The following is a 24,274-nucleotide window of genomic DNA, read 5'->3' as shown; positions in this document are numbered from 1 at the left end:
CGTGCGTCGCTAGGGTCGGTCGACCTCGGAGACGAGCCGCGACGACGCGTCGACATCCACTGGCGCGTCACGATGCCGCACGATCACGTTCGCCTCGCGCGCAAGGCGCGCGGCAAGCGTTTCCGCGATGAACACCGAACGATGCTGCCCGCCCGTGCAGCCGATGGCGACGGTCAGGTAGCTGCGGTTGTCATCGCGGAAGTGCGGCAGCCATTTCATCAGGAACGCATGGATGTCGTCGATCATCTGGTGGACGATCGGCAGTGCGTCGAGAAAGGCGATGACCGGTTGGTCGAGCCCGGTGAGCGGGCGCAACTCGTGGTCGTAGTACGGGTTCGGCAGCGCGCGCACGTCGAACATCAGGTCGGCGTCGAGCGGCACGCCGCGCTTGAAACCGAATGATTCGAACATCACCATCAGGTCGTTGTTCTTCTGCTCGATGAAGCGCTTGACCCACGTACGCAGCGCGTTCGCACGCAGCGTGCTCGTGTCGATCTGGTGGCCGAATTCGGCGAGCGGCGCGACGAGGTGGCGTTCGCGCTCGATCGCTTCCTCGAGCGACGACAGCAGGCCGACGTCCGCATCGTGCGACAGCGAGCCGGACAGCGGATGACGGCGGCGCGTTTCGGAGAAACGCTGGATCAGCGACTGGGTGCTCGCGTTGAGGAACAGCACGCGCACGTCGTGCTCGCGCGACAGCTCGCGAATCAGGCCGGGCATTTCGTCGAGCGATGCGCTCGAGCGCGCGTCGATCGCGACCGCGAGCCGGTGCTGGCCATCCTCCGCGAGGTAGCGGGCAAGTTCGGGGAGCACGTGCGGCGGCAGGTTGTCGACGCAGTAATAGCCTGCGTCTTCGAGCGCGTTCAGCGCGACGGACTTGCCTGAGCCGGAGATGCCGGTGATGAGGACGATGCGCATGGGAAGCAGAAAATCCTGACGTTTCATCATAGCACCGGCTCGACGCGTCGGCGTTGCGTGGCCGGCGCGTGCGGGTTACACCAGTTTGCCGGGGAATTGACTGTCGGGATCTTGCATCGCGAGTCGTTGCCGATCCATGAAATCGCGCAACGTGTCGATTCCGCGCAACTGCAGGATCGTGTTCCGGACGGCCGCCTCGACGAGCACCGCGAGGTTGCGGCCGGCCGCAACCTGGATCGTGACCTTGCTGATCGGCAAGCCGAGCACGTCGACGGTCTGGCTTTCGAGCGGCAGGCGCTGGAATTCGCCGTCGGGGCGCCGCACGAGCTGGACGATCAGCTTCAACTTCATTTTCCGCCGCACGGCGGTTTCACCGAAGATCGTCTTGATGTCGAGCAGGCCGAGGCCGCGCACTTCGAGCAGGTTCTGCAGCAGCGGCGGGCAGCGCCCTTCGACGAAATCGGGGCCAAGTCGGACGAAATCGACCGCGTCGTCGGCGACGAGGCCGTGGCCGCGGCTGATCAGCTCGAGGCCGAGTTCGCTCTTGCCGAGGCCCGAATCGCCGGTCAGCAGCACGCCCATCCCGAGGATGTCGATGAACACGCCGTGCAGCGTCGCGCGCGGCGCGAGGATCCGCGACATGTAGAGTCGCAGGCTGTCGATCACCGCGGCGGCCGACATCGGCGTCGTGAACAGCGGGGTCGACGAGCGTGTACAACGCAGCACGAGTTCGGGCGGGGCGGCGGCGCCGCCCGCGACGACGAGGAACGGCGGTTCGAGAGCGATCAGCTCGGCCATGTGGCGCGAGCGGTCTTCGTCGGTCTGCCGCTGGTAGTAGTCGATTTCGGCTTCGCCGAGCACCTGGATCCGGTTCGGGTGGATCAGGTTCAGGTGGCCGACGAGGTCGGCGCTCGAGGTTGCATTGCCGACGGTGTCGGCCGAAAAGCCGCGTTCCCAGCCTTCATGCCCCGTCAGCCAGCTCAGTTTCAGCGTGGCCGCGTTGTCGTCGAAGATGCTCTGGGCGTTGATGCTGGACGTATCCATGACTGCTCCGTCACTCCAATGGGCCGGTGCATGCGCGCGGCGACGGACGTCGCCATGCCGGGCCGGCGCCGGGCGGCCCTGGACGGCGGCGTGTGCCGCATCGTACGGGAAAATAATCCGCCCGGATCAACTCAAGGTTGCCACTGAGTGAGCAGGCGATGCAACTCGGCGATGTCCGTTTCGTTGTGCAGACGCTCGCGCGCGTCGCGATCGGACAGCAGTTGCGCGATTTCCGACAGGATCTCGAGGTGTTGCTGGGTGGCTTGCTCGGGCACGAGCAGGAAGATCAGGAGGCCGACCGGCTGGCCGTCCGGGGCTTCGAACGGGATCGCATCGGCGAGCCGGACGAACGCGGCGAGCGGGTGCTTGAGACCCTTGATGCGCCCGTGCGGAATCGCGACGCCTTCGCCGAGCCCGGTCGAGCCGAGGCGCTCGCGCGCGAACAGGTTGTCCGTGACGGTGCTGCGGGCGATGCCGTTCTGATTCTCGAACATCAGCCCGGCTTGTTCGAACACGCGTTTCTTGCTGGTGACTGAGAGGTCGATGACGACGTTCTCTATGGGCAGGATTTTGGCTAGGCGATTCATGTTGGCAGGCGATTGGGCGGCCTGGGGTCTCCTTGCGGCGGCAGACTGATCATCCATGTTCGGCGATATCAAGGCGTTCTGCATCGGCAATCTGCAAGGCAGCTACCGCATCCAGCGCCCCCCGGCGATAACCGGAACATTATAGAGCACAGCTGCGTGCGTGGCGCAGCGTGGACGGACCGGTTGCACCACCGCGAGGAGTCGCAAAAAAAACGCCCGGCGAGCCGGGCGACGTGTGTGTTGCGGTGAAGGTTACTGCGGCGGCAGTTCGATCTGGTCGATCGACGGTTGAAGCTTGATCGGGTCGTGCGCGTGCGTTTGCAGGCGCTCCATGTGCTTGACGACCTGACGGTCCAGCTTGTCGATCAGCAGGTCGATCGCCGCATACAGGTTACCGTTCGCGCTTTCGACGAAGATGTCCTTGCCCTTCAGGTGCAGATTGATTTCCGCGCGCTGCTGCTTGTCCTTTTCCTTGTGATTGTCGACCGAGAGGATCACAGTGCCATCGATCACCTGATCGCTATGCCGTAGCACCCGGTCCAGCTTGGTGATCACGTATTCGCGAATTGCAGGCGTGACTTCGAGATGATGTCCACTGATCTTCAGGTTCATAGTGCTTCTCCAAGCGAGTGACCACCCGGCCGCATCGAGGCGGCGCTCCGGTCGACTTGCCCGTGCCGCACGAGGCGGCGTATCGCGGACAGGTCGCCCGGCCTGTTCCCCGTGTGCGCGGTGGCCGGAACACGCCTGCCGCCGGGCAGGCAGCAGGCTTAAAGAGACTTGCGCAGATTCACTGCCGGGATCTTGAGGGCTTCGCGATACTTCGCAACCGTGCGGCGCGCGACCACGAACCCCTGTTCTGCCAGCAGCTCGGCAATGCGGCTGTCCGAAAGTGGCGATTTTGGGTCTTCAGCTCCTATCAGTTGCTTGATGAGGGCTCGGATGGCGGTCGACGAGGCGGCGCCACCGGTGTCGGTCGAAACGTGAGATCCGAAGAAGTACTTAAATTCAAGCGTCCCGAACGGGGTCAGCATGTACTTCCCGGTTGTCACACGGCTGACAGTCGACTCGTGTAGGCCCAGCGTATCAGCTATTTCCCGCAAAACCAAGGGGCGCATGGCAATTTCACCGTGCGCAAAGAAGTTCTTTTGACGCTCGACAATCGCCTGCGCGACACGCAGGATCGTGTCGAATCGCTGCTGGATGTTCTTGATCAGCCAGCGTGCTTCCTGGAGCTGCTGCTTGAGCGAGCCGGCCGACGGATCGCCGCGGCTGTTGCGCAGGATGTTCGCGTAGAGGTTGTTGATCCGCAGGCGCGGCACGACCTCCGGATTGAGCTCCGCGAGCCATCCCTGGCCGGCCTTCTTCACGATGATGTCGGGCACGACGTAGTCGGCCTCGGCCTTGCCGTATGCGGCGCCGGGGAACGGCTCCAGCGAGCGGATCAGCGTGTGCGCGTCGCGCAGCGCGTCGTCGCTCGCCTTCAGATGCTTGCGCAGCCGCGTGAAGTCGCGGGCGGCGAGCAGTTCGAGATGCTGCGACACGATCTCGAGTGCGAGCGTGCGTGTCGGGGACGGATCGAGGCGCAGCAACTGCAGCTTCAGGCATTCGGATGCCGAGCGGGCGCCGACCCCGGCCGGGTCGAAGCTGTGCAGCAGCGCGAGCGCCGCGTTCAGTTCGTCGCAGTCGATTTCCAGCTCGGGCGGCAGGTCGGCGAGCACTTCGTCGAGCGTGGCGGTCAGGTAGCCGTCGTCGTCGAGCGATTCGATCAGGAACATCACGAGCGCGCGATCGCGCGGGCTGGCCTGCGTGACGCGCAACTGCGCGGACAGGTGGTCGCGCAGCGACGTCGCCGCTTCCTGCACCTGCAGCGGCGGGAGGTCGTCGTCGTCGGATGCGCCGCTCGCGCGGCCGAATTCGTCGAGATTCCACTGCGGGCCGTCGTTGCCGTCGCCGGACGCGTAACCGTCGTATTCGTCCGCGCCGGCCGGTTCGTCGCGCTCGGCGCGCTCGCTCGACGAACTGCTGCTGTTTGTCGCAGCGGGCTCGGTGTTCTGGGCGGGAGGCGTCTGCGCGATTAACGATCCGTCCGCTGCGACACGCAGCGGGCTCGCTATCCATTCGTCGTCGTTCTCGAGCAGCGGGTTCTGCGCGACGGCCATCGCGACTTCCTGCTGCAATTCGAGCGTCGACAACTGCAGGAGCCGGATCGACTGCTGTAGCTGGGGCGTCAGCGCCAGATGTTGCGACAGGCGGAGTTGAAGGCTGGCTTTCATGGCAAGGAGGGAGTCATACCGGCAGTTTGCCACGACCCAGGCGCGTTGAGCCATCCGCGATTACGCGCGGCGCGCCGCCCGGCCGCGGGCACGGCCGCGGGCGTGGTTGCAAAGCAGGACGCGGCCCCGCGCGGCGATGCCGGGCGGGGTGCAGCCAGCCACGAAGGGGAGTTACATCCGGAAGTGTTCGCCGAGGTACACGCGGCGCACGCTTTCGTTTTCGATGATTTCGCTCGGCGCACCGGCGGCGAGCACCGAACCGTCGCTGATGATGTATGCGTGGTCGCAGATGCCGAGCGTTTCGCGGACGTTGTGATCGGTAATCAGCACGCCGATGTTGCGCTGCTTCAGGAACTTGACGATCTTCTGGATCTCGAGCACCGCGATCGGGTCGACGCCGGCGAACGGTTCGTCGAGCAGGATGAAGTTCGGGTTGGTCGCGAGCGCGCGCGCGATTTCGACCCGGCGCCGCTCGCCGCCCGACAGCGACAGCGCGGGGTTCTCGCGCAGGTGGCCGATCTGCAGCTCGTCGAGCAGCGCTTCGGTGCGCGACGCGATCGCGTCCTTCGACAGCCGCTTGCCGTCTTCGCCGTGCTGCAACTCGAGCACCGCGCGGATGTTTTCCTCGACGGTCAGCTTGCGGAACACCGACGCTTCCTGCGGCAGGTACGACAGGCCGAGCGATGCGCGCTTGTGGATCGGCAGCAGGCTGATCGAGCTGCCGTTCAGCGAGATCTCGCCCGCGTCGAGCGGCACGAGGCCGACGATCATGTAGAACGACGTGGTCTTGCCGGCACCGTTCGGGCCGAGCAGGCCGACGACTTCGCCGCTCTTCACGTCGAGCGACACGTCCTTGACGACCGTGCGCGAGCCGTAGCGCTTCTTCAGGTTGCGGACCACGAGCGAGCTCGTGGTGCCGGCCGGCTGGCGGTTCGGTAGTGCGTTCATTGGCCCGGCGCCCCCTGGATCGTGGTCGACGGCGACAGCTTCGCCGGCGCGCCGTTCAGCGGCGCGGGGCCGCCGTTCTTCGGCGACAGCATCGCGCGCACGCGGCCGTTCGGGTTGCCCGGCGCGGCGACGTCCTTGCCGCCCTTCGCGGTGTAGAAGTCGCGCTGGCCGTCGTACGTGATCACGCTGCCATGCACGGTATCGGCGACGGTCGACGTGCCCTGCAGGCGGCGCACGGTCGCGGCGGTGGTCAGCGTGGTCAGGTCCTGCTTGCCGTCGTAGTCGATGCGCTCGGCGTCGCCGTCGATGTACTCGTCGAGGCCTTCGCGCTTCTGGCGGAACGTCGCGTGCTTCTTGCCGCTGCCGAACGAGGTGGCGTACTGATAGCCTTCCGGGTCCTGGCGCACTTCGACGCGATCGCCCTTGATGATGATCGTGCCCTTCGTGATCACGACGTTGCCGGTCGCGACCGTGACCTGCTTCAGGTCGTCATAGGTCAGGTTGTCGGCCTCGACGTTGATCGGCTTGTTCTGGTCGGCCTTCTCGGCATGGGCGAGCGGCGCCAGCCCGGCCAGCGGGAGCGCCACGAGCGCCGCGGCAAGCGCGGCGCGGACGGCGCGCGCAGCGCCGCCGGAATTCTGTCGAGGGAACGGTTCGTTCATGCAGTCACGTGAGGGATGCGTCACTTGGGTTGACCTTTCGAGCCGCCGGACGTGTCCGCCGCGGCGATCGTGCCGCGCACGTTGCCGTAAAGCTCGATGACCCGGGTGACGTTGTTGTACTTCATGCCGTCGGTCGCGTTGACGAGCGACAGGCCGCGCTGAAGTTTAACCGGCTTTTCGGTCTGGATCACATCGTCATTGACGAAGATCCGGAAATGCTGGGAATCGGCCTGCATCTGCGGATCGCCGCCGCCGGCCGCGCGCAGGATGCGCGCGTCGTCGTACAAGTCGACGATCGACACGTCGCCGTTGACGATGCCGCGCTTCGCGGTGGTCGTCACGACCGGCTTGCCGGGCTGGAACGCGCGCATGGCCGGATCGGTCAGGTCGCTGTTTTCGGTGTCTTCGTAGTGGATCAGCTTCGCGGCCGTCAGCCGGTACTGGGTCGTGCCGGACTGGTCGAGCTCGGTGACCGAGAAGTTGTCCGCGAAATAGTCGGGCGTATGGCGCTTCGGCTGCGCGGTGCCCTCGCCGGGCGGCGGCAGCGTGGCCTGCAGCAGCCACCAGGTGATGCCCGCGAGCGCGGCGACCGCGACGAGCGGCAGCAGCTGGGTCCAGCGGAAATGCGTGTTCATCCGTCAGGCTCCGCAGGCGGCCGCGAGCAGCGCGTCGTAGCGGCGCTGCGCGCGCAGGATCGCGTCGCAGACTTCGCGTACGGCGCCCTGGCCGCCGCGGGCCTCGGCCACCCAGTGCGCGCGGGCGATCACCTCGGGGTGCGCATTCGCGGGGGCAGTCGCGAAGCCGCAGCGCAGCATCACGGGCAGATCGGGCCAGTCGTCGCCCATGTAGCCGCATTGGTCGGCGGCGAGGCCGAGCGATGCGATGAGATCGGCGAACACGGCAAGCTTGTTCTCGACGCCCTGGAACAGGTGCGCGATCTTCATTTCCTTCGCGCGTGCCGCGACGATTTCCGAGCGGCGGCCCGTGATGATCGCGGTTGCGATGCCGGCTTCGCCGAGCAGCTTCACGCCGTGGCCGTCGAGGGAATTGAACGACTTCATCGTGTCGCCGGCCGCCGTAAACAGCAGGCCGCCGTCGGTCAGCACGCCGTCGACGTCGAAAATCATCAGCTTCACGCGGCTCGCGCGTTCGGCCGCAGTCAGCGCTGCGCTCATCAGATCACCTTCTTCGAAAACAGGTCGTGCATGTTCAGCGCGCCGATCAGCACGCCGTCGGCATCGACCACCAGCATCTGGTTGATCCGGTGGCGCTCCATCAGTTCCACGGCCTCGACCGCCAGGTGATCCGGTGCGATCGTGCGCGGGTCGCGCGTCATCACGTCGGTGATCGACAACGTGCGGAAGTCGCCGTCGCGCGCGAGCACGCGGCGCAGGTCGCCGTCGGTGAAGATGCCGGCGACCTTGCCGTCGGCATCGACCACGGCGGTCATGCCGAGGCGCTTCGCGGTGATCTGGAACAGCGCGTCCGACAGCGTCGCGTCGAGCCCGACGGACGGGACGTCGTCACCCGAGCGCATCACGTCGCGCACGTAGGTGAGCAGGCGCCGGCCGAGCGCGCCGCCCGGGTGCGAGCGCGCGAAATCTTCCGAACCGAAACCGCGCGCGTCGAGCACCGCAACGGCGAGCGCGTCGCCGAGCGCGAGCGCGGCGGTCGTGCTCGCGGTGGGCGCGAGGTTCAGCGGGCAGGCCTCTTTCGAGACCGCGGCGTTCAGGTTCACGTCGGCGAGCGTGCCGAGGCTCGATCCCGCGCGGCCCGTGATCGCGATCAGTTTCGCGCCGATCCGCTTCACGAGCGGCAGGATCGCGACGAGTTCTTCCGATTCGCCGGAATAGGAGATGCCGATGAAGACGTCGTCGGAGGTGACCATCCCGAGGTCGCCGTGGCTGGCCTCGGCGGGGTGGACGAAGAAGGCCGGCGTGCCGGTGCTGGCCAGCGTGGCCGCGATCTTGCGGGCGATATGCCCCGATTTGCCGATACCGGACACCACCACGCGGCCGCGGCAGCCGAGCAGCAGCGCGACGGCCTGGACGAAGCCGCCGTCGAGCTGGTCGCGCAGCGCGCGCACGGCGTCCGCCTCGATGTCGAGCACGTCGCGGGCGAGCGCGAGCGCCCGATCATCATTGATTTTCGCTATCATGCGCGGAGTATAGCAAAGGCGTTTGTTCGCCGCGCCGGGCCTTCGGACTCGTCCGATGTCGCCTGTCCACCGCCACCCTGCCGCGCCCGCTTTCCCGTGGCCCCGACGAACGAGGACGCTTTGCCCGTGATTTCCCCGCTCGAAATGACGCTCCTGCTGCTGCTGGCATCGGTGGTGGGCGTCGTCGTATTCCGCTCGCTGAACCTGCCGCCGATGCTCGGCTACCTGACCGTCGGCATCCTGGTCGGCCCGCACGCCTTCGGCATCGCGGCCGACCTCGAGCGCGCGGAGCATCTCGCGGAATTCGGCGTGGTGTTCCTGATGTTTTCGATCGGCCTCGAGTTCTCGCTGGCGAAGCTGAGGGCGATGCAGCGGCTCGTGTTCGGGCTCGGGCTGCTGCAGGTCGTCGCGACACTTGTGCTCGCGCTCGTGCTCGGCATGCTGTTCGAGCACTGGGTACACATCACGTGGCAGGGCAGCATCGCGCTCGGCGGCGCGCTCGCGATGTCGTCGACGGCGATCGTGTCGAAAATGCTCGCCGAGCGGCTCGAGATCGAGACCGAACACGGCCGCAACATCTTCGGCGTGCTGCTGTTCCAGGATCTCGCGGTGGTGCCGCTGCTGATCGTGATCGCCGCGTTCGGCGCCGAATCGTCGAAGGACCTCGCGCTCACGCTCGGCTTCGCGGCCGTCAAGATCGTGATCGCGCTCACGCTGCTGCTGGTCATCGGCCAGCGTTTCATGACGCGCTGGCTCAACGTCGTCGCGCGGCGCCGCTCGCAGGAGCTGTTCGTGCTGAACCTGCTGCTCGTCACGCTCGGCGCCGCGTTCATCACCGACCGCTTCGGCCTGTCGCTCGCGCTCGGCGCGTTCATCGCGGGGATGCTCATTTCCGAGACGCCGTTCCGCCATCAGGTGGAAGAGGACATCAAGCCGTTCCGCGACGTGCTGCTCGGCCTGTTCTTCGTGACGACGGGGATGCTGCTCGATCCGCGCGTGATCTGGGAGCACCCGTTCCTCGTGCTCGGTTTCTTCGTCGGGCAGATCCTGTTCAAGGGGACGATGATCGCCGGGCTCGCACGGCTGTTCGGCGCGACGCCGGGTGTCGCGATGCGCACCGGCATCGGGCTCGCGCAGGCCGGGGAATTCGGCTTCGTGCTGCTGAACCTGATCCTCGACCGGCATCTCGTCGATTCGACGCTGCTGCAGGCGATCCTCGCGTCGATGCTGCTGTCGATGCTCGCCGCGCCGTTCCTGATCCAGAACGCCGACCGGATCGTGATGCGGCTTTCGTCTACGGAATGGATGCAGCAGTCGCTGCAGATGACGCGGATCGCGACGCAAAGCCTCAAGCAGCGCGGCCACGTGATCATCTGCGGCTATGGCCGCGCGGGCCAGAACCTGGCGCGGATGCTCGAACAGGAAGGCATTTCGTACGTCGCGCTCGACCTCGACCCTGATCGCGTGAGCGCGGCCGCGACGGCCGGCGAATCGGTCGTGTTCGGCGACGCGGCGCGCCGCGAGTCGCTGCTCGCGGCCGGTATCCATCGCGCGGCGGCGGTGGCGATCACCTATGCGAACACGCCGTCCGCGCTGCGCGTGCTTCACCACGTACACGAACTCGAGCCGACGCTGCCCGCGATCGTGCGCACCGTCGACGATGCCGATCTCGAGAAGCTGCTCGCGGCCGGCGCGACCGAGGTGATTCCGGAGATCGTCGAGGGCAGCCTGATGCTCGCGTCGCACACGCTGGTGCTGGTGGGCGTGCCGATGCGCAAGGTCGTGCGGCGCGTCGAGGAAATGCGCGACGAGCGCTACAGCCTGCTGCGCGGCTATTTCCGCGGCGCGGACGATGCGGACGACGACGACCACGAGCAGGTGCGGCTACAATCGGTGCCGGTCGATGCGCGCGCGGACGCGGTCGGGCGTTCGCTGGAAGAACTCGGGCTGTATGTACTCGGGCTCGAAGTTACGGCGATCCGCCGGCACGGCATCCGCGGCGTCGAACCCGATCCGCAGACCAAGCTGCGCGCGAGCGACATCGTCGTGCTGCGCGGGCTGCCCGAGGCACTCGCGCTCGCGGAGGAGCGGCTGTCGCGCCATCGGCGCGATCCGCCGGCCGCGGCAGCCTGAGCCGCGCATGGATTGATAACCTGACCCGTATTTATTCGAAACGGTGCCCGATCTTCGCGCACCGTTTTTTTCGGAGAGTTTCATGCCGCATTCGTCGTCGGGCGCACCGCTCGATCCGGTCGCCTTCATCCACAGCCAGATCCGCACGGTGCCCGACTGGCCGCAGCCGGGCGTGATGTTCCGCGACATTACGACGCTGCTGCAGAGCCCGAAGGCGTTGCGCATCCTCGTCGACCTGTTCGTCGAGCGTTATGTCGATGCGAAGCTCGACTACGTCGCGGGCCTCGACGCGCGCGGCTTCATCATCGCGCCGATCGTCGCGTACGAGCTGAGCGTCGGCTTCGTGCCGATCCGCAAGGTCGGCAAGCTGCCGTACAAGACGCGCTCGGAATCGTACGACCTCGAATACGGCAGCGCGACGGTCGAGATCCATGAAGACGCGTGCCGCCCCGGCGACCGCGTGATCATCATGGACGACCTGATCGCGACCGGCGGCACGATGATGGCGGGGCGCAACCTGCTGCAGCGGCTCGGCGCGGAGGTCGTCGAAGGCGCGGCGATCATCGACCTGCCCGATCTCGGCGGCTCGGCGCTGCTGCGCAACGCGGGATTGCCGGTTTATACCGTCACCGAATTCGCCGGCCACTGAGCGCCGGCACGCCTGATTCCACGTCACACACAGCGAGGTCTCGATGCCCAACTTCATGCTGTTTCTCGCCACGTCGATCGCGATTACGTTCGCGCCGGGTCCCGACAACCTGCAGGTGCTCGCACGCGGCATCTCGCAGGGCCGCGCGGCCGGTTTCGTCGCCGCGCTCGGCTTCACCGCCGGGATCCTGTTCCACACGACGCTCGCGGCGCTCGGCGTCGCGGCCGTGCTGCGTTCGTCGCCGGTCGCGTTCGAGATCCTGAAGCTCGCGGGCGCCGCGTACCTCGTGTGGATCGGCATCAAGGCGCTGCGCAGCCAGGGCCTCGCGAACGCGCACGAGCGCCCGCCGCAGCCGCTCGGCACGATCTTCCGGCAGAGCGTGATCGGCAACCTGATGAACCCGAAGGTCACGCTGTTCTTCGTCGTGTTCCTGCCGCAGTTCGTCGATCCGCACGGCGGGCAGGGCGTGACGCTGCAGATGTTCGAACTCGGCGCGCTGTTCATGCTGCAGACGGCCGTGGTTTTCTCGCTGTTCGGCGTCGGCGCGGGCATGATCGGCGCGTGGCTGAAGCGCCGCCCGAAGGCCGGCGTGTGGCTCGACCGGATCGCCGGCGCGACGTTCATCGCGATCGGCATCCGCGTGGCGCTGAAGGACTGACGACGATGACGTTTCCGTGCATTGCGGCCGCGCGCCGTTTCGATCCGGCCGCGCACCTGCGTTTCGAGATGGCCGGCCAGGCGGTCGGCTGGGTGCGCCGCCAGGATGTCGCGATGCTCGCCCGCTGGCCCGACGTGTTCGAGCTGACCGACGAGCGCGTCGTGCTGTCGGCGCGCTACGACTCGGTCGACGCACGCAGCATGGCGCTGGCGAGCGCCATCGGCGCGCTCGCGGCCGAAGGCGCGATTCCCGGCTGGCGCGACGAGATCTACGCGATCCGCAACCGCTTCGACGATCCGCCGCTCGCGTACATCGAGCGCGCCGCGTCGCGCTTTTTCGGCACGCAGACTTACGCGGTGCATCTGAACGGCATCGTAGAATATGCGGTTGCGCCGGGCGAGCCGCCCGCCGCGGCCGCCCCGCAGATGTGGCTCGGCCGCCGCAGCGAGACCAAGGCAACCGACCCCGGCATGCTCGACAACGTCGTTGCGGGCGGGATCGGCTGGGGCCTGGGCGTTCACGAGACGCTCGCGAAGGAATGCTGGGAAGAAGCCGGCATTCCCGCCGAACTGGCCGCGCGCGCGATCGCGGGCCGTGCGGTGCAGGTGCTGTGTTCGCTGCCGGAAGGCACGCAGTCCGAACTGATCTTCGTGTACGACCTGCCGCTGCCGCGCGACTTCGCGCCGCGCAACCAGGACGGCGAAGTGGCCGAGCACCTGCTGGCCGGCGTGCCCGAGGTGATCGGCTGGCTGCGCGCCGGCCGCGCGACGATGGATGCGAGCCTCGCGACGCTCGACACGCTGCTGCGTCACCGCTGGATCCCGGCGGCCGACGCGGCGGGCATCGACGCCCTGTTCGCACCGGCCGCGTGACGCGTGCCGCGCACGCAGTCCGGCGGCGCGAACGGGCAATTTGACGAATACGGAAACGAAGGGAGTAGCGGTCATGCCGACCGATCACAGCTTTATCTTGAAACTGTCGTGCCCGGACCGGCACGGCATCGTCCATGCGGTCTCGGGCTTCCTGTTCGAGCGCAGCAACAACATCCTCGATTCGGCGCAGTTCGGCGACAGCCGCACCAGCGAATTCTTCATGCGCGTGCACTTCGAGCAGGACGGCGGCGGCGCGGATGCCGCGACGGCGCTCGACACGCTTCGCAAGGAATTCGCGCCGCTCGCCGAGCAGTTCTCGATGCGCTGGGAGCTGCATGACGCGGCCGTGAAGCCGCGCGTCGTGATCATGGTGTCGAAGATCGGCCACTGCCTGAACGACCTGCTGTTCCGCTATCGCACCGGCCAGCTGCCGATCGAGATCCCGGCGATCGTGTCGAACCACAAGGAGTTCTACCAGCTCGCCGCGAGCTACAACATCCCGTTCCATCACTTTCCGCTGATCGGCGGCTCGTCCGATGCCGCGAAGGCCGCGCAGGAAGCGCGCGTGCTGGAAGTGATCGACGAGCACCAGGCCGATCTCGTCGTGCTCGCGCGCTACATGCAGATCCTGTCGCCGAACATGTGCGAACAGCTCGCCGGGCGCGCGATCAACATCCACCATTCGTTCCTGCCGAGCTTCAAGGGGGCGAAGCCTTATTACCAGGCGTTCGATCGCGGCGTGAAGCTGATCGGTGCGACCGCGCACTACGTGACGACCGATCTCGACGAAGGCCCGATCATCGAGCAGGAAGTCGAGCGGGTCGACCACAGCATGACGCCCGACCAGCTGACCGCGATCGGCCGCGACGTCGAGTGCGTGACGCTTGCGCGCGCAGTGAAGTGGCACGTCGAGCACCGGATCGTGCTGAACGGGACGAAGACGGTCGTGTTCCGCTGATTCGCCGGCGCAGGCCCGGACAAGCAAAAACGCCGCACCCTTTACGGGGTGCGGCGTTTTTTGTTGCTCGAGCGCGCAGGCTGCTTCAGATCAGCCGCAGCAGGTACAACTCGCGCTTCAGGTACGCGTAGAAGATCGGCGCGGCGATCACGCCGGGCAGCCCGAACGCGGCTTCCATGATCAGCATCGCGAGCAGCAGCTCCCACGCGCGCGACTCGATCTGGCCGCCGATGATCTTCGCGTTCAGGAAGTATTCGAGCTTGTGGATGACCACGAGGAACGCAAGCGACGCGATCGCGGTGCCCATGCTGACCGACAGCGACACGGCGACGATCAGCGTGTTCGAGATCAGGTTGCCGATCACGGGCAGCAGGCCGACGATGAACGTGACGAGCACGAGCGTTTTCGACAGCGGCAGCCGCTGGTGGAAGATCGGCAGCGCGACGAGCAGGTAGATGCCGGTGAACACCGCGTTGATCGCCGAGATCTTGATCTGCGCGAACACGATCCGGCGGAATGCGTCGGCGAAGCGCGACACGCGCGTGACGAGCGCGGTGGACAGCGGCCGGCGCACCTTGCCGTGCTCGACGCCGATCGCGATCATCGCGCCGATGATCATCCCGAACAGCACGTGGCCGAACCCGCGCGCGACGCTCTTGCCGCTTTGCTGAAGCTGGTCCATGTGCGAGTGCATCAGCACGGCGGCCTTCGTCTTCATCTGCTCGACGTCGACGGGCAGCAGGTTCGCGATCCAGGCCGGCGTGCGCGCGCGGGTCTGCTCGACGATCTGCATCAGCTGGTCGAGCAGGCTTTGCAGGTTCGGCACCGTGCGTTCGAAGTGCTCGATGATGCCGATCGTCAGGCCCGTCAGCGCGCCGACGATCGCGATGGCCAGCAGCACGACGGCGACCCAGCGCGCGCGCATGCTCGTGGTGTGACGTTCGATCACGGGGGCGATCGTGTGGATCAGCTGGTAGACGAGCAGGCCGGCCAGCAGCCCGCCAAGCAACTTGAGCTCGATCACGAGCCACATCGCGAGGATCGCAACCGCATAGCTGCCGATCTCGAGTGCCGACAGCTTCGGCAGGCTGAAGTCGCTCGTCAGCCGCACGCTGCGCAGGTGCGGTTCGCGATTCTGCGTATCGCGAGACGAGTCTGGTTGCTTCTCCATCGTGGATTCCTGTCGTTCGTGTGTCATGCCGCGGAATGCGCGGCAGAGCCGTGTTCGCCCGGCGCCGCACCGGATTGGTGCGTACGGTGAACCTTACGACCGTAAAGTATAGCCGCCATTATGGGCCGCAACGGGGCCGTTTGGCGCATGGTGTAAACGCAGAAGGGAAAACGAGAGGAGGCCGGTTGCGCGGTGCGCGCAGGCGCGCGCGGCCGGGCGGCCGCGCGCGGGAGGGACAGGGCGGCGCGAAGCGTCAGCCCGCCGCGACCTTGCGGGTCGGGCGCTTGAGCAGCGGCGCGAGGTACTTGCCGGTAAAGCTCGCTTTCGTCTTCGCGACCTGCTCGGGCGTGCCCTGCGCGATGATCTGGCCGCCGCCGGCGCCGCCTTCGGGGCCGAGGTCGATCACCCAGTCGGCCGTCTTGATCACGTCGAGGTTGTGCTCGATGATCACGACCGTGTTGCCCTGGTCGCGCAGCCGGTGGATCACTTCCAGCAGCAGCGCGATGTCGTGGAAGTGCAGGCCGGTGGTCGGCTCGTCGAGGATGTACAGCGTGCGGCCGGTGTCGCGCTTGGAGAGTTCGAGCGACAGCTTCACGCGCTGCGCCTCGCCGCCCGACAGCGTCGTGGCCGACTGGCCGAGGCGGATGTAGCCGAGGCCGACGTCGAGCAGCGTCTTCAGCTTGCGCGCAATGACCGGCACCGCATTGAAGAACGCATACGCGTGCTCGACGGTCATGTCGAGCACTTCGCTGATGTTCTTGCCCTTGTACTGCACTTCGAGCGTTTCGCGGTTGTAGCGCTTGCCGTGGCACACGTCGCACGGCACGTAGACGTCCGGCAGGAAGTGCATCTCGACCTTCAGCACGCCGTCGCCCTGGCACGACTCGCAGCGGCCGCCCTTCACGTTGAACGAGAAGCGGCCCGGATCGTAGCCGCGTTCCTTCGAGGTCGGCACGCCCGAGAACAGCTCGCGGATCGGCGTGAACAGGCCCGTATAGGTGGCCGGGTTCGAGCGCGGCGTGCGGCCGATCGGCGACTGGTCGACGTTGATCACCTTGTCGAAGTGCTCGAGGCCCTCGATCGCCTCGTGCGGCGCCGGTTCGGCCGACGAGCCGTACAGGTGGCGCGCGACCGCGTGATACAGCGTGTCGTTGATCAGCGTCGACTTGCCGGAGCCCGACACGCCGGTGATGCAGGTCAGCAGGCCGACCGGCAGCTCGAGATCGACGTGCTTCAGGTTGTTGCCGTGCGCGTCGACGATGCGCAGCATCCGCTCGGGATCGGGCGCGAGCCGCTCGTCCGGATACTCGATCGTGCGCTTGCCGACCAGGTACTGGCCGGTGAGCGACTGCGGGTTCGACTGCACCTGCTTCGGCGTGCCTTCGGCCACGATCACGCCGCCGTGCTCGCCGGCGCCCGGGCCCATGTCGACGACGTAGTCGGCCGTGCGGATCATGTCCTCGTCGTGCTCGACGACGATCACCGAGTTGCCGAGGTCGCGCAGGTGCTTGAGCGTCGCGATCAGGCGGTCGTTGTCGCGCTGGTGCAGGCCGATCGACGGCTCGTCGAGCACGTACATCACGCCCGTCAGGCCCGAGCCGATCTGCGACGCGAGCCGGATGCGCTGCGCCTCGCCGCCCGACAGGGTCTCGGCGCTGCGCTCGAGCGACAGGTAGTCGAGGCCGACGTTGTTCAGGAACGTCAGGCGCGCGACGATTTCCTTGATCACCTTGTCGGCGATCTCGCGCTTCGCGCCTTCGAGCGTCAGCCCGTCGAAATAGCCGAGCGCGTCGCGCAGCGGCCAGCCGCTGATTTCATAGATGCCGCGCGCGTGGTCGCCGGTGCCGATGCGCACGTGGCGCGCCTCGCGGCGCAGGCGCGTGCCTTCGCACGACGGGCACGGCTGGTTGTTCTGGTACTTCGACAGCTCTTCGCGCACCGCGACCGAATCGGTCTCGCGGTAGCGGCGCTCGAGGTTCGGGATGATCCCTTCGAACACGTGCTCGCGGATCGTCGTGCGGCCGCGCTCGTTGATGTACGAGAACGGGATCGTCTGCTTGCCCGAGCCGAACAGCAGCACCTTCCGGATCTTTTCCGGCAGGTCCTCGAACGCGGCGTCGATGTCGAATTCGTAGAAGGCCGCGAGACTCTGCAGCATCTGGAAGTAGAACTGGTTGCGGCGGTCCCAGCCCTTCACGGCACCGGCCGCGAGCGACAGCGACGGGTGCGCGACGACCCGCTTCGGGTCGAAGAACGTGATCTGGCCGAGGCCGTCGCATTCCGGGCACGCGCCCATCGGGTTGTTGAACGAGAACAGGCGCGGCTCGAGCTCCTGCAGCGAGTACGAGCAGATCGGGCACGCGAATTTCGAGCTGAACAGGTGCTCGTGGTCGGTATCCATTTCCAGCGCGATCGCGCGGCCGTCGGCGAGGCGCAGCGCCGTCTCGAACGATTCGGCGAGGCGCTGCTTCATGTCCGGCCGCACCTTGAGACGATCGACGACGACGTCGATCGTGTGCTTGTCGTTCTTCTTCAGCTTCGGCAGCGACTCGACCTCGTAGATCTTCGCGACGCCTTCGTTCGCGGCGCCGCCGCCCGAGCGCACGCGAAAGCGCACGAAACCCTGCGCCTGCATGTCCTCGAACAGCTCCGCGTGCTCGCCCTTGCGGTTCGCGATGACGGGCGCGAGGATCATCAGCTTGGTGTCCTCGGGCAGCGCGAGCGCCGCGTCGACCATCTGCGACACGCTCTGCGCTTCCAGCGGGATGTCGTGATCGGGGCAGTACGGCGTACCGACACGTGCGTACAAAAGTCGCAGGTAGTCGTGGATTTCCGTGACCGTGCCGACGGTCGAACGCGGGTTGTGGGACGTCGCCTTCTGCTCGATCGAGATCGCGGGCGACAGACCCTCGATCAGGTCGACGTCGGGTTTCTCCATCAGCTGCAGGAACTGGCGGGCATACGCGGACAGGCTTTCGACGTAGCGGCGCTGGCCCTCGGCATAAAGGGTGTCGAACGCGAGCGACGACTTGCCCGACCCGGACAACCCGGTAATCACGATCAGCTTGTGGCGCGGCAGGTCGAGATTGACGTTTTTCAGGTTGTGGGTACGTGCCCCACGGATACGGATCTGTTCCATGAACCTGGCGAAAATGGAGGGAACCAAACCTGCTACTATAACGGCTTTTCGAGGCCGTCGTTTGGGGCCCCCGGCCTTGGCCGCAGGTGGCAGCAAGGCGGCGCCTGCGCCGGGAAAGCGGCCGCGCCGCGCGGTTCCGGGTGGCCCGCGGGCTGCCTGAGTCCTGCCCCGACGTGTCGCCCGCCAAGCCTCCCGGGCCGCTGGTCCTGATCTTCCGCCGCCCGGTGTCGGGCGGTCATCCCGATCATTCGAAATACATTCCCGATGTCCAATCCGTCTGCCACGTCTTCCCGCATGACTGCGCCCGAATTGCGCGCGACCACGTCGCTCGCGGCGATCTTCGCGCTGCGCATGCTCGGCCTGTTCATGATCATGCCGGTGTTCTCGGTCTACGCGAAAACCATCCCGGGCGGCGACAACGTGCTGCTCGTCGGCATCGCGCTCGGGGCCTACGGCGTCACGCAGTCGCTGTTCTACATCTTCTACGGCTGGGCGTCGGACAAGTTCGGCCGCAAGCCGGTGATCGCCACGGGCCTCGTGATCTTCGCGATCGGCAGCTTCGTCGCCGCGTTCGCGCACGACATCACGTGGATCATCGTCGGCCGCGTGATCCAGGGGATGGGCGCGGTTTCGTCCGCGGTGCTCGCGTTCATCGCCGACCTGACCTCCGAGCAGAACCGCACGAAGGCGATGGCGATGGTCGGCGGCTCGATCGGCGTGTCGTTCGCGGTCGCGATCGTCGGTGCGCCGATCGTATTCCACTGGGTCGGGATGAGCGGGCTGTTCGCGATCGTCGGCGTACTGTCGATCCTCGCGATCGGCGTCGTGCTGTGGATCGTGCCCGATGCGGCGAAGCCCGTGCACGTGCCCGCGCCGTTCGCCGAGGTGCTGCACAACGTCGAGCTGCTGCGCCTGAACTTCGGCGTGCTGGTGCTGCACGCGACGCAGACGGCGCTGTTCCTCGTCGTGCCGCGCCTGCTCGTCGACGGCGGCCTGCCGGTCGCCGCGCACTGGAAGGTCTACCTGCCGGTGATGGGGCTCGCGTTCGTGATGATGGTTCCGGCGATCATCGTCGCGGAAAAACGGGGCAAGATGAAGCCGGTGCTGCTCGGCGGCATTCTGGCTATCCTGATCGGTCAATTGCTGCTGGGCAGCGCGCCGCATACCATCCTGATTGTGGCGGCGATTCTGTTCATCTACTTTCTCGGTTTCAACATCCTGGAAGCGTCGCAGCCGTCGCTCGTGTCGAAGCTCGCGCCCGGTTCGCGCAAGGGTGCGGCCACGGGTGTCTACAACACCACGCAGTCGATCGGGCTCGCGCTCGGCGGCATCGTGGGCGGCTGGCTGCTGAAGCACGGGGGCGCCAACACGGTGTTCTACACGTGCTCGGGGCTCGTTGCCGCGTGGCTTATAATCGCGGCCAGCATGAAAGCGCCGCCGCGCAAGGCCTGAACTTACTTCGGGCAGGCACCGGCGGCGTTCGCCGGCTTGCCCGGCGGGCCGCACCGGCAGCGTGAGCGGGCGGCCCGGCATCGAATTTACTGGAGAAACACATGGCATCCGTCAACAAGGTCATCCTCGTCGGCAATCTCGGCGCCGATCCTGAAGTCCGTTACCTGCCGAGCGGCGACGCGGTTGCGAACATCCGTCTCGCGACGACCGACCGCTACAAGGACAAGGCAAGCGGCGATTTCAAGGAAATGACCGAGTGGCATCGCGTCGCGTTCTTCGGCCGTCTGGCGGAAATCGTCAGCGAATACCTGAAGAAGGGTTCGTCGGTCTATATCGAAGGCCGCATCCGCACGCGCAAGTGGCAGGGCCAGGACGGCCAGGATCGTTACTCGACCGAAATCGTCGCCGACCAGATGCAGATGCTCGGCGGCCGCGGCGGTGCGGGCGGCGGCGGTGGCGGTGGTGACGAAGGCGGTTACGGCGGCGGCTACGGTGGTGGTGGCGGCGGTGGTCGCGGCGAACAGATGGAACGCGGCGGTGGCGGCGGCGGTCGTGCCGGCGGCGCGGCGCGTGGCGGTGCTGGCGGCGGCGCGCAAAGCCGTCCGAGCGCACCGGCAGGCGGCGGCTTCGACGAAATGGACGACGATATCCCGTTCTGATCGGCACGACGGTATCCTGCGTCACGATGGGCCCGAATGTCCGAGTCAAGCCGGTTGCTTGGCCCGGGTCTTCGGGCCTTCTTTCGTTTACGTCGATGTTCCTTGCACGCCAGGCAAATCGTGGCTGACGAACTTCCCGACCTCATCGCGGAGCATCTCGACGTGCTGTTCTGCGGGATCAACCCCGGCCTGACCGCGGCCGAGACCGGGCATCACTTCGCCGGGAGGAGCAACCGCTTCTGGCGCGTGATCCATTTCGCGGGCTTCACGCCGGCGGAAATTTCGCCGCAGGACGATCGCGCGATACTCGGCCATGGCTGCGGCCTGACGGCGGTGGTGAAGCGGCCGACAGCAAGTGCCGATCAGCTTTCGCGCGCGGAATTCATGGCTGCGGCCGCGGGGTTCGAGCAAAAGGTGGCGCGTTATCGGCCGCGCTTCGTTGCCTTTCTCGGCAAGGCGGCGTACTCGGCGCTTTCCGGCCAGCGTGAGGTCGGGTGGGGATTGCAGCCGGCCCGCATGCAGGGGGCAGGTGTCTGGGTGCTGCCCAATCCCAGCGGGAGAAGTCTCGCGTTCGGCCTCGACGATCTGGTCGATGCCTACCGTCAACTGCGTCTGCACGCGAAGGCCGGTTCCGGTCTTCAACCGGAGAGGCGGGATGCGGCGCGGTGAACCCGCGCCTGCGTGGCCGGGCGCCGTGCTGCCCCGCGCGTTCTTCGACCGCGTGGCCACCGACGTCGCGCCGCAACTGCTCAACAAGATCCTCGCGGCCGCGGACGGCCGGGCAGGGCGGATCGTCGAAGTGGAAGCCTATGCCGGCGCGATCGACCCGGCCGCGCATACCTATCGCGGCAAGACGCCGCGCAACGCGACGATGTTCGGGCCGCCGGGGCACCTGTACGTCTATTTCACGTACGGCATGCACTGGTGCTGCAACTGCGTGTGCGGCCCGGACGGCACGGGAACGGGCGTGCTGATCCGTGCGCTCGAGCCGGTGCACGGGATCGAACGGATGCGCGCGGCACGGCCGCCGCAGACGCGCGATCGCGACCTGTGCCGCGGGCCGGCGCGGCTGACGCAGGCGATGGGCATCGGCGGTGCGCAGGATGGCGTCGACCTCGTCGCTGGGCGCGAAGGGTTCGCGATCGTCGACGACGGCACGCCGCCGCCCGCGAACCTGGCGGGCGGGCCGCGCATCGGCATTCGCGTCGGCATGGACTTCCCGTGGCGGTGGTGCGTGCCCGGCAGCCGGTACGTGTCGGGGGCGCTGCCGCGCACCTGATGCGTGCCGTATACAAATCGCACGCAATTCGACCTGCGTCACGCGGTCGCCATTATTGACCGGCTAAGCTGGTCTTTTCGACGTTCGATCGAGGGGGCACCATGCGGCGGGTCGTATTCAACCAGAAGGGCGGCGTGGGCAAGTCGACGATCGTCTGCAACCTGGCGGCGATCAGTGCGAGCGAGGGGCTGCGCACGCTCGTCATCGACCTCGACGCACAGGCGAACTCCACGCGCTACCTGCTCGGCGACGCCGCGGCCGACGCGCAGCCGGGTGTCGCCGATTTCTTCGAAACCGCGCTGACCTTCAACTTCCGTCCGGTCGACGTCGCGTCGTTCGTCCATCCGACCCCGTTCGAAGGGCTCGACGTGATGCCCGCGCATCCGGATCTCGACACGCTGCACGGCAAGCTCGAATCGCGTTACAAGATCTACAAGCTGCGCGACGCGCTGAACGAGCTCGATGCCTACGACGCCGTGTACATCGACACGCCGCCCGCGCTGAATTTCTATACGCGCTCGGCGCTGATCGCGGTCGAGCGCTGCCTGATTCCGTTCGACTGCGACGATTTTTCACGTCGCGCGCTGTACACGCTGCTCGAGAACGTGAAGGAGATCCAGCAGGACCACAACGCGGCGCTCGAGGTGGAAGGGATCGTGATCAACCAGTTCCAGCCGCGAGCGAGCCTGCCGCAGCGGCTCGTCGACGAACTCGTCGAAGAAGGGCTGCCGGTGCTCGCGTCGAGGCTGTCGGCCTCGGTGAAGATCCGCGAGTCGCATCAGCAGTCCAGGCCGGTGATCCATCTGGAGCCCGGGCACAAGCTCGCGCAGGAGTTCCTCGCGCTGCATCGCGAACTGGCCGGCTGATCTTCCCTGCCTGCCTGACCAGCACGCGGCCGCATCATGCGGCCGTTTTTTTATTGCGACCCGCAATTCGTCCGATCATTGATTTTGTCATTAATAATCCCGAAAACGATTTCATAATAAATCCGCAAAAAACGATTACATAAGCGACCGCTCCATTTTCAATGTGCGTTGGTTTTCTAATAAACGGAATAATGAATTGGTAAATGTTGCGCGACGTCATGATCGGCTATCCTGTAAAAAGGTAGAAATGCATTGCGGGACAGAGTGAAGCGTCGTCTCGTCTGCGATGTCGGCGCATCACGGGTTCCAGCGGTCGCCCGGAATTAAGATAAGGGTTTACACCTAGTATTAATGCCATTTAATTGACAATTAATCGATCTAGAATGGGCTCCTTCAACTTCCCGTACTCAAACAAGTGACGGGTTGTCAATAAGGAAGTCTGCTGTCGAACCGGCTTCCGATTTTCCTTACGTCGTCTCTCGCATTGCCAACAGGAGCGTGCCCGATGTCCGTATTTGCCCCCGAAAAACTCAATGCCGATTATCAGTCCGGTATCGCCGCGTGGTTTGCGATCGCCCGTCCGGCTATCCAAGGTTTCGAGGCTGTCGTCGAACTCAACCTGCAAGCGGCCCGGACGGCGCTCGAGGAATACGAAGACAAGCTGAAGAACGCGTTCAACAGCAGCAATCCGGCCGTGGGCTTCGCGCAGCAGATCGCCGTGCCGCAGGAAGCGGCCGGCAAGGCCGTGTCCTACGGCCGCCACCTGTTCGACATCGCGGTGTCGACGCAGTCCGAATGGGCAAAGGTCGCGCAAGCCCAATACGAACAGAACGACAAGCGCCTGAAGGACGTGCTGGGCGAGCTGTCGAAGCACGCGCCGGCCGGCTCGGCGCCGGTGGTGGCCGCGCTGAACTCGGCGCTGTCCGCGGCGACCGCCGCGGCCGACTCCGTACGCGCAGCGACGGGGCAGGCGATCGAAGCCGCCCAGAGCGGTTTCGACGCGGTCACCGAAACGGCAACGCGTGGTGCGAAGCAAACGGCCGCCGCCGCGCGCAAGGACGCCGCGGCCGCCCGCGAATCGGCTGCGTGATCGCTTAGCCGCGCAAGCATGTGTCGCGCACGGGCGCGACACGATTGATCGGCGCCGGATGGTGCCGGACGCCGCGTGTGCCGCGCGGTGCCCGGCTCACGTCCGGTTTGCCGCAACGCGCCGGTGCCCGGCGAGCCGTGGGGGTGTGCCGCCCGTGCGAACGGGGGCGGTTCGCCGTACGGAGGCATGCGACCGCTACCGCGCCGGATGGCACGGGGAGCGCGTTCGCCGGCCGAGACCGGCTCGCACCGGCGTCGGAACGACGAACTGATTTCAATGCAGGAACTGGACATGACGGACGTAGTGATCGTATCGGCCGCGCGGACCGCGGTCGGCAAATTCGGCGGTTCGCTTGCGAAGATTGCAGCACCCGAACTGGGCGCGACGGTGATCCGCGCAGTGCTGGAGCGCGCGGGCGTGAAGCCCGAGCAGGTGAGCGAAGTGATCATGGGCCAGGTGCTGACGGCCGGCTCGGGCCAGAACCCGGCGCGGCAGTCGCTGATCAAGGCCGGGCTGCCGACGGCCGTGCCGGGGATGACGATCAACAAGGTGTGCGGCTCGGGCCTGAAGGCCGTGATGCTGGCAGCAAACGCGATCGTCGCGGGCGACGCGGACATCGTGATCGCGGGCGGCCAAGAGAACATGAGCGCGTCGCCGCACGTGCTGCCGGGCTCGCGTGACGGCTTCCGGATGGGCGATGCGAAGCTGGTCGACACGATGATCGTCGACGGCCTGTGGGACGTGTACAACCAGTA

At 66.5% G+C, this 24,274-nt stretch carries 25 protein-coding genes; 12 read left to right on the top strand and 13 right to left on the bottom strand.

What is annotated here, in order from left to right; genetic code table 11:
* Positions 1-9: 9 nt before the first annotated feature.
* The 10 genes from rapZ to kdsD all read right to left on the bottom strand — a co-directional run bounded on the left by rapZ (position 10) and on the right by kdsD (position 8,593).
* Positions 10-918, bottom strand: a complete 909-nt coding sequence (gene rapZ / locus ACTJLD_RS38210) for an RNase adapter RapZ (RefSeq protein WP_021162602.1) — start codon at positions 916-918, stop codon at positions 10-12.
* 75 nt (positions 919-993) lie between these two features.
* A complete protein-coding gene (hprK, locus tag ACTJLD_RS38205) occupies positions 994-1,962 on the bottom strand; it encodes an HPr(Ser) kinase/phosphatase (protein WP_011353227.1) in 969 nt (322 codons plus the stop codon).
* 131 nt (positions 1,963-2,093) lie between these two features.
* Positions 2,094-2,633, bottom strand: a complete 540-nt coding sequence (locus ACTJLD_RS38200) for a PTS sugar transporter subunit IIA (protein WP_034195946.1) — start codon at positions 2,631-2,633, stop codon at positions 2,094-2,096.
* Positions 2,634-2,801: 168 nt separating this feature from the next.
* Positions 2,802-3,161 carry a ribosome hibernation-promoting factor, HPF/YfiA family gene (hpf, locus tag ACTJLD_RS38195; RefSeq protein WP_006477786.1) on the bottom strand — a complete coding sequence of 120 codons (360 nt, stop codon included), beginning with the start codon at positions 3,159-3,161 and terminating at the stop codon, positions 2,802-2,804.
* Positions 3,162-3,319: 158 nt separating this feature from the next.
* Complete coding sequence (locus tag ACTJLD_RS38190) at positions 3,320-4,825, bottom strand: RNA polymerase factor sigma-54 (protein ID WP_042977154.1); 1,506 nt, start codon at positions 4,823-4,825, stop codon at positions 3,320-3,322.
* A gap of 171 nt (positions 4,826-4,996) precedes the next feature.
* Positions 4,997-5,773 (bottom strand): LPS export ABC transporter ATP-binding protein, encoded by a 777-nt coding sequence (gene lptB / locus ACTJLD_RS38185; protein WP_021162599.1) that lies wholly within the window; start codon positions 5,771-5,773, stop codon positions 4,997-4,999.
* Positions 5,770-6,435: a lipopolysaccharide transport periplasmic protein LptA gene (gene lptA, locus ACTJLD_RS38180; protein ID WP_021162598.1), complete on the bottom strand. Its 666-nt coding sequence runs from the start codon at positions 6,433-6,435 to the stop codon at positions 5,770-5,772. The genes lptB and lptA overlap by 4 nt, the downstream gene beginning before the upstream one ends.
* 20 nt (positions 6,436-6,455) lie before the next feature.
* Positions 6,456-7,070 carry an LPS export ABC transporter periplasmic protein LptC gene (lptC, locus tag ACTJLD_RS38175; protein WP_027789105.1) on the bottom strand — a complete coding sequence of 205 codons (615 nt, stop codon included), beginning with the start codon at positions 7,068-7,070 and terminating at the stop codon, positions 6,456-6,458.
* Positions 7,071-7,073: 3 nt separating this feature from the next.
* A complete protein-coding gene (locus tag ACTJLD_RS38170; RefSeq protein ID WP_060084186.1) occupies positions 7,074-7,610 on the bottom strand; it encodes a KdsC family phosphatase in 537 nt (178 codons plus the stop codon).
* The gene (kdsD, locus tag ACTJLD_RS38165; RefSeq protein WP_027789106.1) at positions 7,610-8,593 is read right to left on the bottom strand and encodes an arabinose 5-phosphate isomerase KdsD; all 984 of its coding nucleotides are present in this window, start codon (positions 8,591-8,593) and stop codon (positions 7,610-7,612) included. The genes ACTJLD_RS38170 and kdsD overlap by 1 nt, the downstream gene beginning before the upstream one ends.
* Positions 8,594-8,719: 126 nt before the next feature.
* Here kdsD and ACTJLD_RS38160 point away from each other — a divergent pair, with 126 nt between their 5' ends.
* From ACTJLD_RS38160 to purU, 5 genes are all read left to right on the top strand, one after another.
* Positions 8,720-10,726, top strand: coding sequence for a monovalent cation:proton antiporter family protein (locus ACTJLD_RS38160; protein WP_027789107.1), 2,007 nt, complete (start codon positions 8,720-8,722; stop codon positions 10,724-10,726).
* Between the two features lie 82 nt (positions 10,727-10,808).
* Entirely contained in the window at positions 10,809-11,375 is a 567-nt protein-coding gene (locus tag ACTJLD_RS38155) for an adenine phosphoribosyltransferase (protein ID WP_011353218.1), read from the top strand.
* 43 nt (positions 11,376-11,418) lie between these two features.
* Entirely contained in the window at positions 11,419-12,033 is a 615-nt protein-coding gene (locus ACTJLD_RS38150; RefSeq protein WP_021162592.1) for a LysE family translocator, read from the top strand.
* 5 nt (positions 12,034-12,038) lie between these two features.
* Entirely contained in the window at positions 12,039-12,905 is an 867-nt protein-coding gene (locus tag ACTJLD_RS38145; protein ID WP_226255801.1) for an NUDIX hydrolase, read from the top strand.
* A gap of 73 nt (positions 12,906-12,978) precedes the next feature.
* Positions 12,979-13,863 (top strand): formyltetrahydrofolate deformylase, encoded by an 885-nt coding sequence (gene purU, locus ACTJLD_RS38140; protein WP_021162590.1) that lies wholly within the window; start codon positions 12,979-12,981, stop codon positions 13,861-13,863.
* An 85-nt stretch (positions 13,864-13,948) separates the two neighbouring features.
* On the opposite strand, the gene ACTJLD_RS38135 is transcribed toward purU, so the two are convergent.
* Together ACTJLD_RS38135 and uvrA are read right to left on the bottom strand one after the other, a co-directional pair.
* Positions 13,949-15,034, bottom strand: coding sequence for an AI-2E family transporter (locus ACTJLD_RS38135; protein WP_027789110.1), 1,086 nt, complete (start codon positions 15,032-15,034; stop codon positions 13,949-13,951).
* A gap of 253 nt (positions 15,035-15,287) precedes the next feature.
* The gene (gene uvrA / locus ACTJLD_RS38130; protein ID WP_027789111.1) at positions 15,288-18,173 is read right to left on the bottom strand and encodes an excinuclease ABC subunit UvrA; all 2,886 of its coding nucleotides are present in this window, start codon (positions 18,171-18,173) and stop codon (positions 15,288-15,290) included.
* 264 nt (positions 18,174-18,437) lie between these two features.
* Here uvrA and ACTJLD_RS38125 point away from each other — a divergent pair, with 264 nt between their 5' ends.
* The 5 genes from ACTJLD_RS38125 (at position 18,438) to ACTJLD_RS38105 (ending at position 22,429) form a co-directional block, all read left to right on the top strand.
* Positions 18,438-19,625, top strand: a complete 1,188-nt coding sequence (locus tag ACTJLD_RS38125) for an MFS transporter (RefSeq protein ID WP_059695088.1) — start codon at positions 18,438-18,440, stop codon at positions 19,623-19,625.
* A gap of 101 nt (positions 19,626-19,726) precedes the next feature.
* On the top strand, positions 19,727-20,284 hold the full coding sequence (locus ACTJLD_RS38120; RefSeq protein WP_021162583.1) for a single-stranded DNA-binding protein: 558 nt from the start codon (positions 19,727-19,729) through the stop codon (positions 20,282-20,284).
* Between the two features lie 120 nt (positions 20,285-20,404).
* Positions 20,405-20,953 (top strand): G/U mismatch-specific DNA glycosylase, encoded by a 549-nt coding sequence (gene mug, locus ACTJLD_RS38115; RefSeq protein ID WP_440661382.1) that lies wholly within the window; start codon positions 20,405-20,407, stop codon positions 20,951-20,953.
* Positions 20,940-21,563: a DNA-3-methyladenine glycosylase gene (locus ACTJLD_RS38110; protein ID WP_124544373.1), complete on the top strand. Its 624-nt coding sequence runs from the start codon at positions 20,940-20,942 to the stop codon at positions 21,561-21,563. Before mug ends, ACTJLD_RS38110 begins: the two co-directional genes overlap by 14 nt.
* Positions 21,564-21,664: 101 nt before the next feature.
* Complete coding sequence (locus ACTJLD_RS38105) at positions 21,665-22,429, top strand: ParA family protein (protein WP_027789114.1); 765 nt, start codon at positions 21,665-21,667, stop codon at positions 22,427-22,429.
* A gap of 34 nt (positions 22,430-22,463) precedes the next feature.
* On the opposite strand, the gene ACTJLD_RS38100 is transcribed toward ACTJLD_RS38105, so the two are convergent.
* Positions 22,464-22,649: a hypothetical protein gene (locus ACTJLD_RS38100; protein WP_138143289.1), complete on the bottom strand. Its 186-nt coding sequence runs from the start codon at positions 22,647-22,649 to the stop codon at positions 22,464-22,466.
* Between the two features lie 285 nt (positions 22,650-22,934).
* On the opposite strand from ACTJLD_RS38100, the gene phaP reads away from it, so the two are divergent.
* Both phaP and ACTJLD_RS38090 read left to right on the top strand, forming a co-directional pair.
* Positions 22,935-23,519, top strand: coding sequence for a TIGR01841 family phasin (gene phaP, locus ACTJLD_RS38095; RefSeq protein ID WP_027789115.1), 585 nt, complete (start codon positions 22,935-22,937; stop codon positions 23,517-23,519).
* Positions 23,520-23,810: 291 nt separating this feature from the next.
* A partial coding sequence (locus ACTJLD_RS38090) for a beta-ketoacyl synthase N-terminal-like domain-containing protein (RefSeq protein WP_440661380.1) occupies positions 23,811-24,274 on the top strand: 464 nt, incomplete at its 3' end.

It is taken from the genome of Burkholderia sp. 22088 (assembly GCF_052045915.1).
Taxonomy (GTDB): domain Bacteria; phylum Pseudomonadota; class Gammaproteobacteria; order Burkholderiales; family Burkholderiaceae; genus Burkholderia; species Burkholderia cepacia.
The sequence above is the reverse complement of the archived record's forward strand: the minus strand, read 5'-3'. Positions and strand labels throughout refer to the sequence as shown.

Bases quoted from the DNA above. Each gene is read 5' to 3' on its own strand.
- ACTJLD_RS38135 (WP_027789110.1), bottom strand. From the start codon at position 15,034: ATGGAGAAGCAACCAGACTCGTCTCGCGATACGCAGAATCGCGAACCG.
- ACTJLD_RS38145 (WP_226255801.1), top strand. From the start codon at position 12,039: ATGACGTTTCCGTGCATTGCGGCCGCGCGCCGTTTCGATCCGGCCGCG.
- kdsD (WP_027789106.1), bottom strand. From the start codon at position 8,593: ATGATAGCGAAAATCAATGATGATCGGGCGCTCGCGCTCGCCCGCGAC.
- phaP (WP_027789115.1), top strand. From the start codon at position 22,935: ATGTCCGTATTTGCCCCCGAAAAACTCAATGCCGATTATCAGTCCGGT.
- ACTJLD_RS38170 (WP_060084186.1), bottom strand. From the start codon at position 7,610: ATGAGCGCAGCGCTGACTGCGGCCGAACGCGCGAGCCGCGTGAAGCTG.
- ACTJLD_RS38110 (WP_124544373.1), top strand. From the start codon at position 20,940: ATGCGGCGCGGTGAACCCGCGCCTGCGTGGCCGGGCGCCGTGCTGCCC.
- ACTJLD_RS38125 (WP_059695088.1), top strand. From the start codon at position 18,438: ATGTCCAATCCGTCTGCCACGTCTTCCCGCATGACTGCGCCCGAATTG.
- ACTJLD_RS38105 (WP_027789114.1), top strand. From the start codon at position 21,665: ATGCGGCGGGTCGTATTCAACCAGAAGGGCGGCGTGGGCAAGTCGACG.
- ACTJLD_RS38155 (WP_011353218.1), top strand. From the start codon at position 10,809: ATGCCGCATTCGTCGTCGGGCGCACCGCTCGATCCGGTCGCCTTCATC.
- purU (WP_021162590.1), top strand. From the start codon at position 12,979: ATGCCGACCGATCACAGCTTTATCTTGAAACTGTCGTGCCCGGACCGG.
- lptC (WP_027789105.1), bottom strand. From the start codon at position 7,070: ATGAACACGCATTTCCGCTGGACCCAGCTGCTGCCGCTCGTCGCGGTC.
- ACTJLD_RS38120 (WP_021162583.1), top strand. From the start codon at position 19,727: ATGGCATCCGTCAACAAGGTCATCCTCGTCGGCAATCTCGGCGCCGAT.
- lptB (WP_021162599.1), bottom strand. From the start codon at position 5,773: ATGAACGCACTACCGAACCGCCAGCCGGCCGGCACCACGAGCTCGCTC.
- lptA (WP_021162598.1), bottom strand. From the start codon at position 6,435: ATGAACGAACCGTTCCCTCGACAGAATTCCGGCGGCGCTGCGCGCGCC.
- hprK (WP_011353227.1), bottom strand. From the start codon at position 1,962: ATGGATACGTCCAGCATCAACGCCCAGAGCATCTTCGACGACAACGCG.
- hpf (WP_006477786.1), bottom strand. From the start codon at position 3,161: ATGAACCTGAAGATCAGTGGACATCATCTCGAAGTCACGCCTGCAATT.
- ACTJLD_RS38100 (WP_138143289.1), bottom strand. From the start codon at position 22,649: ATGACGTCGCGCAACATTTACCAATTCATTATTCCGTTTATTAGAAAA.
- ACTJLD_RS38190 (WP_042977154.1), bottom strand. From the start codon at position 4,825: ATGAAAGCCAGCCTTCAACTCCGCCTGTCGCAACATCTGGCGCTGACG.
- ACTJLD_RS38200 (WP_034195946.1), bottom strand. From the start codon at position 2,633: ATGCAGAACGCCTTGATATCGCCGAACATGGATGATCAGTCTGCCGCC.
- ACTJLD_RS38150 (WP_021162592.1), top strand. From the start codon at position 11,419: ATGCCCAACTTCATGCTGTTTCTCGCCACGTCGATCGCGATTACGTTC.
- rapZ (WP_021162602.1), bottom strand. From the start codon at position 918: ATGCGCATCGTCCTCATCACCGGCATCTCCGGCTCAGGCAAGTCCGTC.
- uvrA (WP_027789111.1), bottom strand. From the start codon at position 18,173: ATGGAACAGATCCGTATCCGTGGGGCACGTACCCACAACCTGAAAAAC.